General features: G+C 55.6%; 10 protein-coding genes. 9 read left to right on the plus strand and 1 reads right to left on the minus strand.

Annotation, left to right across the window (positions count from 1 at the left end; translation table 11 throughout):
• Window positions 1-127 precede the first annotated feature (127 nt).
• From AC6T8Q_RS13585 to AC6T8Q_RS13620, 8 genes are all read left to right on the plus strand, one after another.
• Window positions 128-1,144, plus strand: coding sequence for a DUF1559 family PulG-like putative transporter (locus AC6T8Q_RS13585; protein WP_500679589.1), 1,017 nt, complete (start codon window positions 128-130; stop codon window positions 1,142-1,144).
• Window positions 1,141-2,769, plus strand: a complete 1,629-nt coding sequence (locus tag AC6T8Q_RS13590; protein ID WP_500679590.1) for a glycoside hydrolase family 10-like protein — start codon at window positions 1,141-1,143, stop codon at window positions 2,767-2,769. The genes AC6T8Q_RS13585 and AC6T8Q_RS13590 overlap by 4 nt, the downstream gene beginning before the upstream one ends.
• A complete protein-coding gene (locus AC6T8Q_RS13595) occupies window positions 2,762-4,648 on the plus strand; it encodes an MFS transporter (RefSeq protein WP_500679591.1) in 1,887 nt (628 codons plus the stop codon). Before AC6T8Q_RS13590 ends, AC6T8Q_RS13595 begins: the two co-directional genes overlap by 8 nt.
• Entirely contained in the window at window positions 4,645-6,213 is a 1,569-nt protein-coding gene (locus AC6T8Q_RS13600) for a glycoside hydrolase family 3 protein (RefSeq protein WP_500679592.1), read from the plus strand. The genes AC6T8Q_RS13595 and AC6T8Q_RS13600 overlap by 4 nt, the downstream gene beginning before the upstream one ends.
• Window positions 6,214-6,399: 186 nt before the next feature.
• The gene (locus tag AC6T8Q_RS13605) at window positions 6,400-7,479 is read left to right on the plus strand and encodes an N-acetyltransferase DgcN family protein (RefSeq protein WP_500679593.1); all 1,080 of its coding nucleotides are present in this window, start codon (window positions 6,400-6,402) and stop codon (window positions 7,477-7,479) included.
• An 80-nt stretch (window positions 7,480-7,559) separates the two neighbouring features.
• Complete coding sequence (locus AC6T8Q_RS13610; RefSeq protein WP_500679594.1) at window positions 7,560-8,573, plus strand: dipeptide epimerase; 1,014 nt, start codon at window positions 7,560-7,562, stop codon at window positions 8,571-8,573.
• 92 nt (window positions 8,574-8,665) lie between these two features.
• Window positions 8,666-10,666 (plus strand): serine hydrolase, encoded by a 2,001-nt coding sequence (locus AC6T8Q_RS13615; protein ID WP_500679595.1) that lies wholly within the window; start codon window positions 8,666-8,668, stop codon window positions 10,664-10,666.
• Window positions 10,663-11,919: a dipeptidase gene (locus tag AC6T8Q_RS13620; protein ID WP_500679596.1), complete on the plus strand. Its 1,257-nt coding sequence runs from the start codon at window positions 10,663-10,665 to the stop codon at window positions 11,917-11,919. Before AC6T8Q_RS13615 ends, AC6T8Q_RS13620 begins: the two co-directional genes overlap by 4 nt.
• On the opposite strand, the gene ggt is transcribed toward AC6T8Q_RS13620, so the two are convergent.
• The gene (gene ggt / locus AC6T8Q_RS13625) at window positions 11,920-13,638 is read right to left on the minus strand and encodes a gamma-glutamyltransferase (protein ID WP_500679597.1); all 1,719 of its coding nucleotides are present in this window, start codon (window positions 13,636-13,638) and stop codon (window positions 11,920-11,922) included.
• Between the two features lie 255 nt (window positions 13,639-13,893).
• Here ggt and AC6T8Q_RS13630 point away from each other — a divergent pair, with 255 nt between their 5' ends.
• Entirely contained in the window at window positions 13,894-17,247 is a 3,354-nt protein-coding gene (locus tag AC6T8Q_RS13630; RefSeq protein WP_500679598.1) for a golvesin C-terminal-like domain-containing protein, read from the plus strand.
• Window positions 17,248-17,290 lie beyond the last annotated feature (43 nt).

The following is a 17,290-nucleotide window of genomic DNA, read 5'->3' on the forward strand; positions in this document are numbered from 1 at the left end:
CAAAAACGATAGCTACCTGCGCATCCCTGAGAACCGAACTGATCATCGCGGTTGGTCTGGGCCAGCGATTCACTTACAATGGCCTGTTGTCGAAGTGAATTCATTCACCCCATGAGGTACGCATACGATGCGATGTTCTACGACTCGCCAAGGAGCAGCTCGGGCTTTTACGTTGGTTGAGCTGCTGGTTGTGATCACGATTATTGGACTTCTCGTGGCACTGCTTTTGAGCGCCGTGCAAGCCGCGCGGGAATCCGCTCGCCGAATGAGCTGCGAGAACAATCTCAAGAACGTGACGTTGGCCAGTTTGAACTTCGAGTCCGCCCACAAGGTCCTGCCGCCGGGTTCGACTATCAACAAAGTGAGCGGTCGCAACGGCTTCAGTTGGCACGTGAATTTGCTCTCGTACCTGGAGAACGAAAACCTTCGTGCCGAGATCGTGCGTCAGGTGGAAGCCTTCCGCAAAGTCGATCCCTCGAAGGAGCCTCAGAACATCTACGATTTGCAGAATGTGAACGAGAATCGGATCTCGCCGTATATCTGCCCCAGCGATGACGAAGTTGTCGACAATCGCAACGGCACAAACTTGGCGAGTGCCAGCTACGCGGGAATCTCGGGATCCGCGTTTAGCCGCCAAGCTGCTGATGCATTCGTCGGTGATAACTCGGGGTTGTGCGGCGTCGTGAATTTCGATGGCTTGTTCTTTCCCGGCAGCCGCGTGGCTCTCAAGCAAATTCAAGACGGCTTGAGCAACACGTTCCTCGCCGGTGAACGCTGGTACCAGTTACGTGCTTGGACCGCGGGAGCTTTTTTGCAGGCCGGTTCGCAACCGCAACCCCCTCAAGGTCCTGCTTCGGGCTACTGCATGAGTGGACTCAAAAACATCGATGCCACGCAGCCGATCAACGCCAATCTTGAAACCGTTGGCTATTACAAGGGGCATGAGCCCGAAGATCGCCCCGGCGAAGTGGCCGCCGATCGCAAGATCGTGCCGTTCAACAATCTTTCGTTCGGGAGCATGCATCCCGGTGGTGCTAACTTCAGCAAAGCCGATGGCAGCGTCGATTTTGTGTCCGAGGAAGTGGACGCTCAAGTTTATATTTCACAAGCCTCACGCGACGGTGGGGAGGTTGTCACTCAATGACCAATTCGTGGGGGCAGTATCAAGTGCGTAATGTTGTGGGGCGAGTCTCTCGCTGGTCTTCGTGGTTCGTGGGGGCATCCGTTGTTTTGCAGCTCATGTTGAGTTGCAGTTTGTGCTGGAGCGAAACTGAGAAAAACTCCGACGAAGCTCCACCCTTACGGCGGGAGTTCCGCGCGGCCTGGGTGGCGACGGTTGCCAATATCGATTGGCCATCGAAGCCGGGGCTCAGCACCGCCGACCAAAAGGCGGAAATGATTGCGCTACTCGACGACGCGGTGCGGATGAATCTTAACGCGATCATTCTGAAAGTGCGGCCCAGTTGCGATGCACTTTATGAATCGAAGCTCGAACCTTGGTCGGAATTCTTGACCGGCGAAATGGGGAAAGCTCCGAGCCCCTATTACGATCCGCTGGAGTTCGCTGTGGAAGAGGCCCACAAGCGCGGCATCGAACTGCATGTCTGGTTCAATCCATATCGTACGCGGCACACGGGGACCAAAACTCCCGCCTCTGACAATCATGTCAGCAAGACCCATCCTGAGATCGTCAAACAATATGGCGATTATCACTGGATGGATCCGGGCGAGCCCGAGGCGTTTGAGCACACGATGGCCGTGATTCGCGACGTCGTCGAGCGCTACGACATCGACGGCGTTCACATGGACGACTACTTCTATCCCTATCCGGTTAATAAGCCGAAAAAGAACAAAGACGACAAGGACGAAAAGACCGAAGTTCTGTCCTTTCCTGATGATCCGAGTTGGGAGAAAGCTCAAGCCGCGGGCAACAAGCTGGAGCGCAACGACTGGCGGCGGGACAACATCAATCGCTTGGTCAAACAGATTCACGACGACGTGAAGAAGATTAAACCGTGGGTGAAGTTCGGCATCAGCCCGTTTGGCATCGGCCGACCCGGTAAGCCGCCGCAAATCAAAGGCTTCGATCAATACGAATCGTTATATGCCGACACCGAGAAGTGGTTCAAAGAAGGCTGGTGCGATTATTTCACGCCGCAGCTTTATTGGAAAATCGGCCCACCCCAACAGGCCTATCCAGCATTGCTCTGGTGGTGGACCGAACAGAACACCGCCAAGCGTCATCTCTGGCCGGGCAATTACACGTCGCGAATGCTCAATGCCGACAATCAAACCTGGGCACCGGACGAATTGATCGCCCAAATTTGGGCCACCCGTGCCCAGCAGGGCGCAACCGGCAATGTGCATTTCAGCATGAAGGCGCTCACGAAGAACGCCGGTGGCATCGCCGATGCGTTGATCGAGGGTCCTTATCGCGAGCCGGCCTTGGTGCCGGAAAGCCCTTGGATGGCGACCCCCGATCAGGCCAAGCCTGAAACTCCCGAAGTCAAAGTCAAAAAATCGGGCGGACGTTGGGTGGTCAAACGTGAAGCTGACAAAGACAAACAACCTTGGCTCTGGGTTGTGAAGACCAAACACGGCGACGATTGGCATCTCGACGTAGTGCCAGGAGCCGATGAAGAATTCGTTTTGGATTTCCTCCCCAAGGGTCAGGCTCCAGCGGTGATTGCCGTTTCGGCGGTGGATCGCATCGGCCGAGAAAGCCCCACTAAGCAGATTGACCTCAAGGGACGCGACAAACGTGAATGATTCTGAAGTCGCCGCTTCGCGTAGGGGCCCTTGGCGTTGGGTTCCGAGTCTCTATTTTGCCCAGGGGATTCCTTATGTCGTCGTGATGACCGTGGCGGTCATCATGTTCAAGCGGCTGGGGGTCGGCAACAAAGAAATCGCCCTTTATACGAGTTGGCTCTACCTGCCTTACGCGATCAAGCCGCTGTGGAGCCCGCTCGTTCAAAAACTCGGGACACGACGCAAATGGGTCGTCGTGATGCAACTGCTCATCGGAGCCGGCTTAGCATGCGCGGCGCTGGCGATCAGTGCTGATGACTTTGTTCGCTACACGTTGGCGGCACTCGCCATCGTGGCTGTGAGTTCCGCCACGCACGACATCGCCGCCGACGGTTTTTATCTGCTCGCGATGACCAGCCATCAGCAAGCGTGGTTTGTCGGTATTCGCAGCACAGCCTACCGGATGGCGATGATCGCGGGGCAAGGTTTGTTGGTCATGCTGGCCGGAGCATTAGAAACCGCCACGGGGTTACCGAATGTTGCCGTTGATGTGCGCGCGGTGCAGGGTGCTCCACAAGCCGTCGTGTTTGATTCCGCAGCACTGCCTGGAGTGAGCGATGCGGCCGAACAAAAAATCGTTGTCGCCAACAATCAATTGGGGCTAAGTGTTGGCGGCCAAAGTTCGGCCACTGCTCAAGAAATAACCAAGCAGGTGCGGGACTGGAACGTTGAGCACGATTTCTATGCGTTACCGGAACAAATCACCGAAGCTGCTGCTCAAGCGGATGCCGGTTGGCTGGTGGGTTTGGAAAACGCAATCCGCCATTGGTTTGGTCCCACGCAAACTACAGCCGCGACCACCGACGATCGCGTGGGCGATTTGGCAATTGTCTGGATGCGGCTGGCCAAGGCAGTTCCTGCGGATGAAACGCAAGTTGTTCAGTTTGGACTCTCACGCGGAGACGCCAGCTTCCAAGTGATCGAAGGGGAACGATTCGAAGTTACCGACGAAAATTGGAATCAGCCCTTTGCCGCGATTGTGCAAGTCGACAAAAAGCTCGATCAACCCTCGCAAGCCGCGTTTGAGATTCGTTCCGGCAATCTGGCCTTTGCCTGGTCGGCAACGTTCTTTTTTGTCGCAGCCTTTTTTCTAATGCTGTGCGTCTATCACGCCTTCGCGCTGCCACATCCGACAACAGACGTAGCAAGCAGCAGCGATCCTGAACAAGGCTCGCTCACCGGCTTCCTAGTGCCGTTTCTCGACTTCTTTCGTAAGCCACGGATTCTGATCATTCTGGCGTTTCTATTACTTTACCGCTTGCCGGAAGCCCAGCTGGTCAAACTCGCAACGCCGTTTCTCTTAGATGCCCGGGAAGCGGGTGGGTTGGCCCTCACGACGGGCGAAGTTGGTTTTGTATACGGCACGGTCGGTGTGATTATGCTCACGCTCGGGGGCATCATTGGTGGTTTCGTTGCCGCGCGTGACGGCTTGCGGCGTTGGCTGATCCCCATGGCGCTGATCATTCATTTGCCGAATTTCGCGTTCCTGTTTCTAGCCTATGCTCAGCCCGAAAGTTTGTGGACTATTACCGCCGCCGTGGGTATCGAACAATTTGGCTACGGCTTTGGCTTTACGGCTTATTTGCTGTACTGCATTTATGTCTCACGCGGCGAACACGAAACGGTCCACTATGCTCTCTGCACCGGCGCGATGGCGCTCGGCATGATGATCCCCGGCATGTGGAGTGGTTGGCTCGAAGAACTGATTGGCTATCAACATTTCTTTGTGTGGATTATGATCTGCGCGATTCCTAGTATTATTGTGGCGCTGCTCGTCGAGGTGGATTCCGAGTTTGGCCGTAAACATGACGAGCCTGAAACCGTTGGAGGTGACCAGTGAGCGCCGCTTTTTCCATGACGCTCGAACAACTTTCGCTGCGCGAGAAACTCGCTCAATTGCTGTACGTTCGGATTGGCTCGAACCTGCCGCCGGTGCGGACGGTCGAAGAAGACGCTGATCGTGTGCTTAAGTTGCTGGCGGAATATCCGCTGGGTGGGTTGTTGCTTTTCAACGGCCAACGCGAGCACACACCAGCTACGCTGGAGAAACTGCAAGCCGCGTCGCAATACCCGCTGTTGATTGGTGCCGATATCGAGCGGGGTGTTGGCCAGCAAATTCGTGGTTACACGCTGTTTCCCCACGCGATGGCGTTCGACGCCTTAGGGGACGACGCACCACAACAAGTTCATGAATTTGCCCGGCTCACCGGTATTGCCGCTCGCGCTCATGGTATTCACATCAATTTTTCGCCCGTGGCGGATGTGAATATCGACCCGCAAAACCCAATTATCGCCACCCGCGCGTTCGGCAATGAGCCCGAGCGCGTCGCAGAACTCGTGACCGCCTTTGCTCGTGGAGCGCGTGCGGGCGGTATTCTCGTGTCGGCCAAACATTTCCCCGGTCACGGCAACACGCATGAAGATTCCCACCACGCGCTCCCCACGGTGCATGGCAATCGCGACGAACTAGCGGCGTGTGAACTTATTCCCTTCAAAGCAGCCATTGCTGCCGAGATTCCTCTGTTGATGACGGCCCACGTCAGCTACCCAGGTTGGGATGACTCGGGCAATCCCGCGACGTTGTCGAAACCAATCCTCACCGATTTGTTGCGCGGCGAATTGAAGTTTCAAGGGGCCGTCGTGAGCGATAGCCTGCTCATGGAAGGGGTCAAAGCACGATTCGACAACGAAGGGGATCTGGTCCTGCACACGCTGCTGGCCGGCGTAGATCTGCAACTCGACATAATCGACCCAGGCGTTGTGCTCGCCGCGCTTGAAAGAGCGGTCGCTGATGGGCGTTTACCGATAGAACGTGTCGATGAAGCTTGTGCGCGAGTGCTCACACTCAAGCACAGCATTTTCGGACGCAACGAAACGGTCTTGTCGGGCAAAGCACTCACGCAAATTCTCGATCAGGGCGAGAAGCTCGCGAAAACGGTTGCTCGGCAATCGATTCATGCCCTCGATCAAAAGAAGCAACTCACTCCGCTGGCCACCGATCGTTCGCTGTTTGTTGCGATGCTGCGGCCCCATCAGTCGCATCTCGACCCGGCGGAATTGCCGCTGCGTGGTTTTCTGGCGGAACGGTTTTCCAAGTGCGAATACCAAGAACTCGGCCCGCAAGCGACTGCCGACGACTATGCCCAAGCTTTGGAAAAAGCGTTGGCAGCGGAGCAAGTGGTGATTGCCATGGTGGTCAAACCGGCCGCGTGGTATCGCTTTGGTTTGCTCGCCGAGCAGGACCAATACGTGCGTGAATTGACCGCCCAACGCGACTGTCTCCTCGTGTCGCTGGGTTCGCCAGTCGCGCTCGAAAACTATACAGACGCTGCCGAGCGAGTCTGCGTCTACAGCGACGTGTTTGTTTCTCAAGCAGCGCTAGCGGAGTTTCTGAGCGGTCAGTGAAGCTCGTGCGACTCGACATGCGCGTTCGGAATAACACCTTGCGCGAAATGGTGAGGTAAACGGCCGTGGATCACTTCTCGCGGTTGCGCACAGCTATTAAACTTCATACTGGCAGCAGGCGGCAACAACCAAACAAATCTGTAGTTCTTTGTACGCCCCTCTCGTGGGATGAAAGATTGAGAAGTCATGACTGAGTTTTCCAACAACGGTTCTCAACATTCTTTGTCAGGCCGCCGCCTGATTATTCTGACCGAGGGTCATACCGAACCGGTCACCGGCAAGACGGCCACCTGCGTCGTCCGTTACCGTCCCGAGCAAGTGGTCGCGTTGTTGGATACGACTCAAGTCGGCAAGACCGCGCAAGAATTGTTGGGCGTGGGGGGCTCGATTCCGATTGTCGGCAAACTGGAAGATGCACCGCAAGCCAACGCCTTGATGCTTGGCATTGCACCCTCGGGGGGCCGCATCCCACCGGCGTGGCGTTCCGTGATTCTCGCCGCGATCAATCGCGGTATGGATATCGTATCGGGGCTCCATGAATTCGTGAGCAGCGACCCCGAGTTCTCCAAAGCGGCCGCGGAGAAGGGTGTGCAAATCATCGACGTTCGCAAGAACAATGAACGCGACGTCGCCCATCGCAAAAACATTCGCGAAGAATGTTTGCGGATTCACACGGTTGGCCAAGATTGCAGCGTCGGCAAAATGTTGGTCGCGTTGGAACTGTGCAACGCCATGAAAGCCCAAGGCACCAAGGCCAAATTCATCGCCACCGGCCAAACCGGCATCATGGTCGAAGGAGACGGCTCGCCCATCGATTGCGTCGTCTCTGACTTTGTCAGCGGCGCCGTGGAAAAGATGATCGTCGAGCATCAGCATAACGACGTGCTGTTCATCGAAGGGCAGGGGAGCTTGTCGCATCCGCGATATTCGGGCGTGACGCTTGGCTTGCTGCACGGCTGCATGCCCCATGGCATGGTTTTTTGCTATGAAGTCGGCCGCAAGAACGTTTATGGCATGGACTACATCCAACTCAAGCCGATCGAGCAGTTGATCAAAGTGTATGAAACAATGGCCAACCTGATGGTCCCCTCGAAGGTGATCGGCATCGCCATGAATTCCCGCAAGGCAACCGAGGAAGAGACCGAACGCGAACGCGAAAAGTTGCGAGCCGAGTTTGGCCTGCCCGTTTGCGATGTGATTCGCCACGGCACCGACGAGTTGGTGCAAGCCGTTCAACAACTGATGCCCACGTCCGTTGGTGCATGATTGTAAGATGAAAACCGGTAAGCGGGATTGCTTTGCCGGCAGCGTTGACTTCCCCACCTTTGCAGACTTCGGAATGAGCCGTGAAACTGCTGACGCACGCCTTTGATTTGCCCCTTCGACACACGTTCACCATTTCTCGCGAGTCGACTTCCGTTCAACCAACGCTCGTTGTTGAACTGACCGACGGCACGCATCGCGGCTTCGGCGAAGCCACGACCAATGCCTATTACGGCATAACGCTCGAAAACATGCGGGCCGGGTTGGAACGCGTCCGCTCAATTGTTGAATCCCAAACGGAGCTTGATCCACCGAAGCTGTGGGAAGCGGTCGCACCGCAGCTCAAAGATTGCCCGTTCGCACTCTGTGCGCTCGATCAGGCTGCCTATGATTTGTGGGGGAAGCAACAAGGCAAGCCCGTTTATGAATTGTGGGGCCTGACAACCGATCACATTCCGATGTCGAATTTCACCATTGGCATCGACACGATCGACGTGATGGTGGCCAAGCTGAAGGAAATGCCGGATTGGCCCATTTACAAGATCAAGCTCGGCACGCCCAACGACATGGAAATCGTCCATGAGTTACGCAAGCACACCAACGCCGTGTTTCGGGTCGATGCCAACTGTGGTTGGTATGCCGATAAGGCGATTGCGCTGTCGCATGAACTCAAATCGCTGAACGTGGAGTTCATCGAGCAGCCACTCCCCGCCGGCGACAAAGATTACCCGCGCGTGTACCGGGAATCGGCGCTTCCGATCATTGCCGACGAAAGTTGCATCACTGAGGACGACGTCGCCGCGTGCGCTGGCAATTTCCACGGCATCAACATCAAGCTGGTCAAATGCGGCGGCCTGACCCCAGCGCGGCGAATGATCGCCGAGGCCCGGCAGTTAAATCTCAAAGTCATGGTCGGCTGCATGACCGAATCGAGCGTCGGTATCTCGGCCATTGGCCAATTGCTGCCGCTCTTGGATTACGTCGACATGGATGGCGCGGCCCTGTTGGCCAAGGACATTGCCAAAGGAGTGGAAGTCATCCGTGGCGAGTGCCATTATCCCGATGCGCCCGGTCATGGGGTCACTTTGCTCGACTGACCGGCCGCCTGATCACAACTTCTTGCTGAACTGACATGAAATCAACAATATTGTCTCGCTTCGTTTTGTGCTTTCTTGTCATTGGCTGCTTAATGGCAGCAACAAAAGCTCAGGCCGACGAGCTGGCCCAGCAGATTCAGCCACTCATCGACGATTTCGCCGGCGATGCCGCGATCATAGTCAAGAATCTTAAGACCGGCGAGACATTTGCCTACAAAGCCGACGAACCGTTCCCCACGGCCAGCTTGATCAAGTTCCCAATCATGGTCGCGGCCTATGATCTGGTGGAAAAGAACAAGGATTCGACTGAGAAGAACAAGCTCTCGCTCGATCAAGAGATTACTCTCAAGCAAGAAGACAAGGTTCCTGGCTCGGGGATTCTCACTTCGCATTTCTCCGACGGGGTGAAAATGCCTTTGCGAGATGCAATTCAGTTAATGATTGCCTACTCCGACAACACGGCGACCAATCTGGTCATCGATGCGATTGGCTTGGAAACCACGAACAAACTGATGAAGTCGCTGGGCTGTGACGACACACTGTTGAATTCCAAGGTCTATCGCCGCGATACGTCGATTGCCCCAGAACGCAGTGTGAAATACGGCCTGGGAAGCACCACCGCCGCGGACATGATCAAGCTGCTCGAATTGTTGCAGGCCAACAAGCTGGTGAGCGAAACGGCCAGCAAGCAAATGACGACTCACTTGATCGCTTGCGACGACATACTCAAAATGCCCCGACTTTTGCCCGCGGGGACGGTCGTGGCACACAAGACGGGCACGGTGTCGGCTTCGCGTTGCGATGCCGGAATTATCACGGGACCGGCGGGGCCATTCGCGGTTTGCGTGCTCACCAACAACATCGAAGACCGCGCCGATGGCAACGCCAACGCGGCGGACATGCTTTGCTCGAAAGTTGCTAAGGCGTCTTACGATTATTTCAATCAAGGAAAGACTGTCGCCAAATCCGATCCCTCGGTATTGAAGTCCGGCTTTGCGGGGCTGCTGGTGGAATCTTTGCAGCGGACTCTCAACGCCCGGCTCAAACCTTCGCCCGGCATCGGCGTCGACGGCGATTTCGGTCCTCAAACTGAACAGGCAGTCAAAGCCTTTCAAAAGGTGAACAAACTCGCTGAAACGGGCGAAGTGGATGCCAAAACTTGGGAAGCCCTCGGCCCCTTGGTCGCGGAAGAAGAAGCTCCCGATCCGTCGATCGTGAACGCTGAAAAAATTAAGAAAGCACCTGCCGAAGATCTTGCTGCTCCCCCAGCCACGACTTGTGCGGCGTGGGCCATCGGCGACGGCAAGACGGGCGAATTGCTGTGGGGACTGCACGACGACGATAAACGCGATATCGCCAGCACGACAAAAATCATGACCGCCTATCTCGTGACGACGCACACAGGAAAGCATCCCGAAGTACTCGACGAGATCGTGGAGTTCTCCGAGCGTGCCGACAAAACAGGAGGTTCCACGGCAGGTGTTCGTGCGGGTGAAAAGATTCCCGTTCGCGAATTGCTGTACGGTTTAATGCTCCCCTCGGGTAATGATGCCTCGGTGGCATTGGCCGAACATTTCGGTAAACGACTAGCCAAATCAGAAGGCGAAGATGCCGACGCTTACGATTGCTTTATCGTGGCGATGAACGACGCGGCCAAGCAATTGAAAATGGATAAGAGCAATTTCTGCAATCCCAACGGTTTGCCAGAGGAAGGGCATCAATCAAGCGCAGCTGATTTGCTGAAGCTGTCCCATGCCGCGATGCAGCAGCCCTTGTTTCGTGAGTATGTTTCGACCCCGCAGCATGGCTGCACCGTGACTGGCGCGGAAGGATATAAACGCAATCTGTTCTGGAAGAACACCAATCGATTACTTGGCACCGAAGGTTACGACGGCATCAAAACCGGCACGACCACGGCCGCGGGCGCGTGCCTCGTTTCGCAAGCCACTCGAGGCGACCAATCGCTGATCATTGTGGTGCTAGGTGCCCCTTCGTCGGATGGTCGCTATATTGATTCACGGAATCTATACCGCTGGGCCTGGCAAAAACTCGCTGACACAGCAAACAACGACAAGTTGGGATCGGTACCATGAGCAAAATCGTCTGTCAGTTTTTAGCATGCATCGCGAGCCTAGCAGTCATGAATAGCATGGGGTTTGCCGAGGAAACCACGATCGATCGCTCGCCGGTGGTACTGACCCCCGAAGCAGAACGCATTCATCGCAGCGCGATTCTTATCGACGGCCACAATGACATGCCGTGGGAGATTCGCAAACAAGGGAGTAGCACTTTCGAGAAGCTGGATATCTCCAAACCCCAAGCAACACTGCAAACCGATATCCCCCGCCTGCGCCAAGGGGGGATGGGCGCGCAGTTCTGGTCGGTCTGGGTTCCCTCGGCGACGGCTTACGACGGCACGGCGTTGACTTCCACGCTCGAACAGATCGACTTGGTTCACGCGATGCTCAAGCGCTATCCTGAAACATTTGAGCTGGCCTTAACCTCCGACGATATTCGCCGCATCCACGATGAAGGGAAAATTGCCTCGCTGATCGGCGTCGAGGGGGGGCATTGCATCGAGAATTCACTCAATGTGTTGCGGCAGCTTTTTAAGCTTGGGGCGCGGTACATGACGCTCACCCATGCCGACACGATTGATTGGGCCGACTCGGGGACCGACGAAGCCAAGCATGGCGGGCTCACGCCGTTTGGCGAAGATGTGATCGCTGAGATGAATCGCCTGGGGATGATGGTCGACATCTCACACGTTTCGCCCGACACGATGAAGCACGTGCTGCGGATCACGAAGGCACCTGTGATTTTTTCTCACTCGTCGGCCAAAGCCATCGCCGACAGCCCTCGCAATGTGCCGGATGACGTGCTGGAACTGGTCAAGGAGAACGACGGCATTGTGATGGTCAATTTCTTTTCGGGGTTTGTCGTCCCTTCGGCGTCAGACCGTTATCTTGCACGGCTCAAACGCGAACGCGAACTGAAAGCCACGATGAAAGACCCCGAGGAAATTCAAGCCGAACTCCGCAAGATGGAACCGAGCGGTTCGATGACTCGCGGCACGATCCACGATCTCATCGACCATATCGACCACATCGTCAAGGTTGCGGGAATCGATCACGTAGGCATCGGCTCGGATTACGATGGCGTATCCGTGTTGCCCACGCAACTCGAGGATGTTTCTTGCTATCCGTATATCACTCAAGCCCTCTTGAATCGGGGCTACAGCGAGAGCGACATCAAGAAAATCCTCGGTGAAAATTTGCTCCGCGTGATGAAGAAAGTGGAAGAAGCCGCGGAACAGCCCGCGGCCACCGAGTCCAAGCCTGATTGATCACTGGCTTTTTGCCGGCCGTACCACACTCGCCGCGCGACCGGGAATCCGCGGGTCGTTCACACCGACCAACTTGCCATCGGAGGTCCTTGTGATCCCTTGGGCCACGCCGCTTTTATCGATCATTTCGAGTTTGTGGCCCAGTTCCTTGAGGCCGTCTTGAATTTCTTGCGGCGCGGTTTCTTCGAGCAGCACGCTGTCGGGATGCCATTGATGATGAAACCGGGGTGTTGCGATCGCGGTTTTTAAATCCTTCTCCAGGTCCAACATTCCCACCAAGGCCAGCAGTACCTGCGTGATAATCTTCGGCCCACCGGCCGCTCCGACGGTCAAAACCGGCTCGCCCTTGGAGTCCAATACAATCGTGGGACTCATGCTAGAGAGCGGTCGCTTGCCCGGCTCAACCGCGTTGTTTTCCGCTCCCACGAGCCCAAAGGCGTTGGGAACACCGGGCTGGCTAGAAAAATCGTCCATCTCGTCGTTGAGAACAATGCCAGTGCCCGGCACGATCACTTTCGAGCCGAATGCCGTGTTCACGGTTGCGGTGATGGCGACCCAATAGCCCTCGCTATCGACTGCCGTGATGTGGGTGGTGTGCTTACCAAAGACTTCATCTTGATGTTTGGGGGGATTGTTGTGCGAAGGAACAGCGCTCGCCTTTGTGAGATCAATCCGCTCGGCCAGCGATTTGGCATACTCCTTATCGACCAACCCGCGCGGCACGTCGACGAAATCGGAATCGCCAAGCCAGTGGGCGCGATCCGCGAAGGCGAGTTTCATTGCTTCCACCATCAAGTGCGTTCCTCGCACGGGGTCACGGTCGAACTCACCAGCCACGTCAAACGGTTCGAGAATGTTAAGAATCTGAGCGACATGAATTCCGCCAGAACTTGGTGGCGGGAAGCCAATAATCGTCCAGTCGCGATATGTGGTGATCAGTGGCTCGCGCTCGATCGGTTCATACGCGGCGAAATCCGCCGCCGTGAGAATACCACCATTCTCGGCCATCCACGTACCCACTTTTTCAGCGAACTCGCCCCGATAAAACCAAGCGGTTCCATGCTCGGCCATCTGCCTATAAGAACGCGCGAGATCCGGCTGACGCAAAATTTCGCATTCGGTGTAGGGGCAGCCATTCGGTTTGAGCAGAGCTTCACGGGTGCCGGGAAAGCGCGCGAGCACTTTGGCCATCGCTTTGAGTTTCGCGGCGTAGACGGAATCAAGGCGGAAACCGCATTCGGCAATACGTGCCGCGGGGAGCAGCAGATCGGCCATCTCTTTGTCGCCACACTCTTCAACGGCAAGAGAATATGCGGCGAAGGCTCCCGGCACCGCCACGGCGAGTGCACCGGTCGTGCTCAAATCAGGATCAGCCTTGCCATCGCGAAGATACATGTCGCGACTGGCCGCGTCGGGAGCTTTTTCGCGGCCATCGATCGCCAGGATCGTTCCATCCGGTTTGCGAACGAGAACGAAGCAACCACCGCCAAGACCTGAGTTGTGATTGTCGACGACTCCCAAGGTGAGTGCCGTGGCAACGGCAGCATCAAGAGCGTTGCCACCGGAAGCGTAGGCATTCAAGCCGGCTTGCGTGGCCAAAGGATTCACCGAGGCCACGACGCAGCGGTCTTCACCCCAGAGTTGTTGTGTGACGGTGGCACCCATCATCAAACCAAGCAACCAGAATCCTGCGATTTTGTAATACGTCTCAGCAAGCATATTGGACCTTCCCAAAAGACAAAGGCTTCGTGCGGTTTCGAGCAACACAGACAGGAGAATTGCGGCTACCACCCATTTGCGCATCGGCCTGTTTAGATTGCGCAGGGTCAGCAAATCGCTTTCACCACGCGCTCTGTCGACTATAATAAACGGATATTCTCCCGGAACCAGATACCGTCTCTCGACTTCTTCGCGATCGCTTTGCAGACGGCTTCTTTGTGAAATGGCATTCTTACTTTGGCGGCAAATTCATTGATGAATTCATTTAATTTCTTTCGTAAGCGTTCGCCCGGCTCAACCAAATCTCGTGCAGCACGTTCGACCTTCTGTAAATCCAACTACGCCAAGAGCCTGCGGTACGAACCGCTCGAACCTCGCTTGGCGCTGGCCGCCGAGGCTTTGATCGACTTTACTGCGATGCCCGCAGGTTCGCTTACCGGCAAAATCGTCTACACCTCAGGTGGGCACGGGTGGGAGTATCTGAGCGGCGGCTGGACCACCAATCGTGCGGATGTGAATGAAGTCGCCGAAGCGTTTGGCAACCAAGACCAGATGACTTTCTATGCCGACTACATGCTGCGAGCTGGCGCAACGGTCGTTCCCATGCGGCCCGTCGGTCATCAATTCAATGAAGTCGTTTTAGATAATGACTCTGTCGGAGTGACGTTCTCCGGCTCGTGGACCAACAGTACAGCCAGCGTTCATTACGACGAAGACTATGGTGCGGTGGCTGACAGCGTTTCCTACCGGTTTGCTTCGATTAGCGCGACTGAAACAGCTACGGCGACTTATACGCCAAATATTCCCGAAGAAGGCTTCTATCCGGTTTATACCTGGGTTGCTGATTCGAGTAACCGAACCAACCAGTTGTACACAATTCATGACAGCGGCGGCGGAGTGACCAAAATTCGTGTCGACCATCGCATGGTCGGCAAGGGTTGGGTTTACTTGGGGACTTACCACTTCGGCGAAGGCACTGGCGGCAGCGTGGTCATCAGCAATCAATCCACGGACGGGGGTTCGGTCGTGGTTGCCGACACGATCCGGTTCGGCAACGGCATGGGCGATCTCAAGAGCGGCCCCAATGGCGTGGGACATTCAAGCGGGACCATCTCGGGGCAACCACGCGAAGATGAATCGTCGCTTCTCTGGGTCTGGCGCGGCATCGGTCAAGGCTACAACCCCGCCTCAATTGTTGGTACTAGCAACGTTTCGGCTCCGCATCTGATGGCCGAACACATGAATGCCGACACAAATCCCTTTGGCACTTCGGTCTACATTGGCTTTCATTCGAATGCGGGTGGGGGACGCGGAGCGTTGGGACTTATCAATTCCAGTTCATCCGAAGCAACACCCAATCAGGCCGCGCTGGCCCTCTACACGGGTCGTCAGATCAATCAAGACATGCAGGCCCTCAACGGTCAGTTCGAGCACAATTGGAGCAATCGGACAAATCACACCTTATCCAGCGGCTTTGGTGAAATCGACGGTGGTCCTGGCGCGGAAATGGACATGACCATCATTGAAGTGGCCTTCCACGATAGTGTTGAAGATGCCCAATTGATGCGTGACCCTAAGGTACGCGATCAACTCGCACGATCGACTTATGAAGCGACGGTAGAGTATTTCGACAATTTTGGAGGACTTTCCGATACCACGAGCCTTCCCTCTGCACCAGTCGGCGTGAGAGCGATCACTGATCCCGCGGGCAATATCACCGTCTCGTGGACGCCGGGTGTTATCGGCGTACAAGGCGGAACTCCCACGTCCTATCGTGTTTATGCCTCGAACGATGGTTATGGATTTGCCGGGTACGTGGAAGTCGCCGGGGGCGGCGCGGGGTCCTACACGTTCAATGCGGCTGATCTTGATAATGAAACTTACTACTTCAAGGTCGTTGCCGTGAACAGTGGCGGGGAGTCGCCCCGCAGCGCAGTCACCGCAGCCAGCAAACAGGATGGCACGGGACAGAAAATCTTGATCGTCGATGGTTTCGACCGCAACAGCCGACAACAAAACGAACGCTATATTTTTGGTCCGCCCAACCTCACTGACCGTGTACGCACGCGCTACAACAATAGCTTTGATTATGTGATCCAATATGGCGAAGCGCTCGCCGCGGCGGATGCTAGTATCGACACGGCCCAGAATGAATCGATCATTTCTGGCGCGGTCAATTTGTCGAATTACGACGTCGTGATCTGGTTCTCGGGTGAAGAATCCGCCGACGACGAAACGTTCAATTCGGTTGAACAAACCTTGGTCACAAACTACTTAAACCAAGGCGGCCGGCTCATGGTTTCGGGTTCCGAGATCGCCTGGGATCTGCGCAATGAAGGCGCATTTCTGAACGATCAATTGCGAGTCCAATATCTGACCGATGATGCAAATTCCTACAATGTCACTGGGTCCTCGGGATCGATCTTTGAAGGCTTGAACTTCTCGTTTGACAACGGCGCACAGCATTATGACGTCGAGCTGCCCGACGTGATTTCGCCGGCGGCGGGGGCGACAATGGCCCTGACTTATTCAACGGGTACCACAGCCGGCATCCAATATGATGGTGGCGAAAGCGGCTCGCGCATTGTCATGCTGGCATTTCCATTTGAAACGATCACCGACGAAGCTGTTCGTAGTCAAATGATGACCCGCGTGCTCGATTTCTTCGCCGAGGGTGCAGAACTTTCGGACTTTGAAATCATTCTCGACAACGATTTTGGAGCCCCCACTTATACGGAATCGAGCCCCTGGACAGCCTCGCCCAGTCCCGGCTACAACGGTTCGACTTTCCGCTTTATTCAAACAGGGACTGCTACTATGGCAACCTGGAACTTCTATGCACCATTCGCTGGTGAGGGAGAAGTGTTCGTCCAGTACCGCAGTGGAACCAATCGTGCGTCGTCAACCGTATATCAAGTCGATACGGGCAATGGCATTGAACAAGCTGTGATTGATCAAAAACTCAACGATTTGACCTGGGTTTCGCTCGGCTTCTTTGATTTCACCGTGGGCAATCACTCGATCACTCTCGATGCGGGAGCGAGCAGCGGCGGTTCTGTTGTTGTTGCTGATGCCGTCCGAGTATTTATCCCCATTGCCACGGCCGAACCCTCGGGCGACTTCGACCAGGATGGCGACATCGATGGCCGTGACTTCTTGGCTTGGCAGCGTGGCGCGGGAGTACCGAATCCGTCGCTGGCCGATGGCGATGCCAACGGGGACGGCCTGGTCGATAGTGCCGATCTCGAAGTTTGGCAGAATCAATATGGTGCGCCCCCAATCACGGCTACCATCGCGTCGTATAGTGCTTCAGAGATAGGCTTTTCCGAGGACAATCTAACGGCCGAAGTCGCTCTACTTACGGGGGTGATGCCTCCGTTTATTGCCCCGGTGGCTACTTCTGAAAAGCAAACCAGCGACCTGCTTACCGAGTTGATCACACTCGAGCTTTTGTCGACAGATCATCCTACGAATCGAATTTTAGAATCCACCTCACTGGAGTATCCCGAGGATCTTTTGACCGATACTTCCAGCGAGTCGGGGGACTCGACCGAGTGGCTTGAGTTCGACGAAGTGTATTCTCAGCTTGGCGATTCATTGTCATCGTGAGCTTAATTACTCACCGGAGATGTTGGATCTTTTTCTCTTGCTC

The sequence above is a fragment of the Bythopirellula sp. genome (genome assembly GCF_041737835.1).
Taxonomy (GTDB): domain Bacteria; phylum Planctomycetota; class Planctomycetia; order Pirellulales; family Lacipirellulaceae; genus Bythopirellula.

What these genes read in the sequence shown, in the direction of transcription:
- AC6T8Q_RS13615 (WP_500679595.1), top strand. Translation starts at nt 8,666, where the DNA reads ATGGCAGCAACAAAAGCTCAGGCCGACGAGCTGGCCCAGCAGATTCAG.
- AC6T8Q_RS13590 (WP_500679590.1), top strand. Translation starts at nt 1,141, where the DNA reads ATGACCAATTCGTGGGGGCAGTATCAAGTGCGTAATGTTGTGGGGCGA.
- AC6T8Q_RS13585 (WP_500679589.1), top strand. Translation starts at nt 128, where the DNA reads ATGCGATGTTCTACGACTCGCCAAGGAGCAGCTCGGGCTTTTACGTTG.
- AC6T8Q_RS13620 (WP_500679596.1), top strand. Translation starts at nt 10,663, where the DNA reads ATGAGCAAAATCGTCTGTCAGTTTTTAGCATGCATCGCGAGCCTAGCA.
- AC6T8Q_RS13630 (WP_500679598.1), top strand. Translation starts at nt 13,894, where the DNA reads ATGAATTCATTTAATTTCTTTCGTAAGCGTTCGCCCGGCTCAACCAAA.
- ggt (WP_500679597.1), bottom strand. Translation starts at nt 13,638, where the DNA reads ATGCTTGCTGAGACGTATTACAAAATCGCAGGATTCTGGTTGCTTGGT.
- AC6T8Q_RS13605 (WP_500679593.1), top strand. Translation starts at nt 6,400, where the DNA reads ATGACTGAGTTTTCCAACAACGGTTCTCAACATTCTTTGTCAGGCCGC.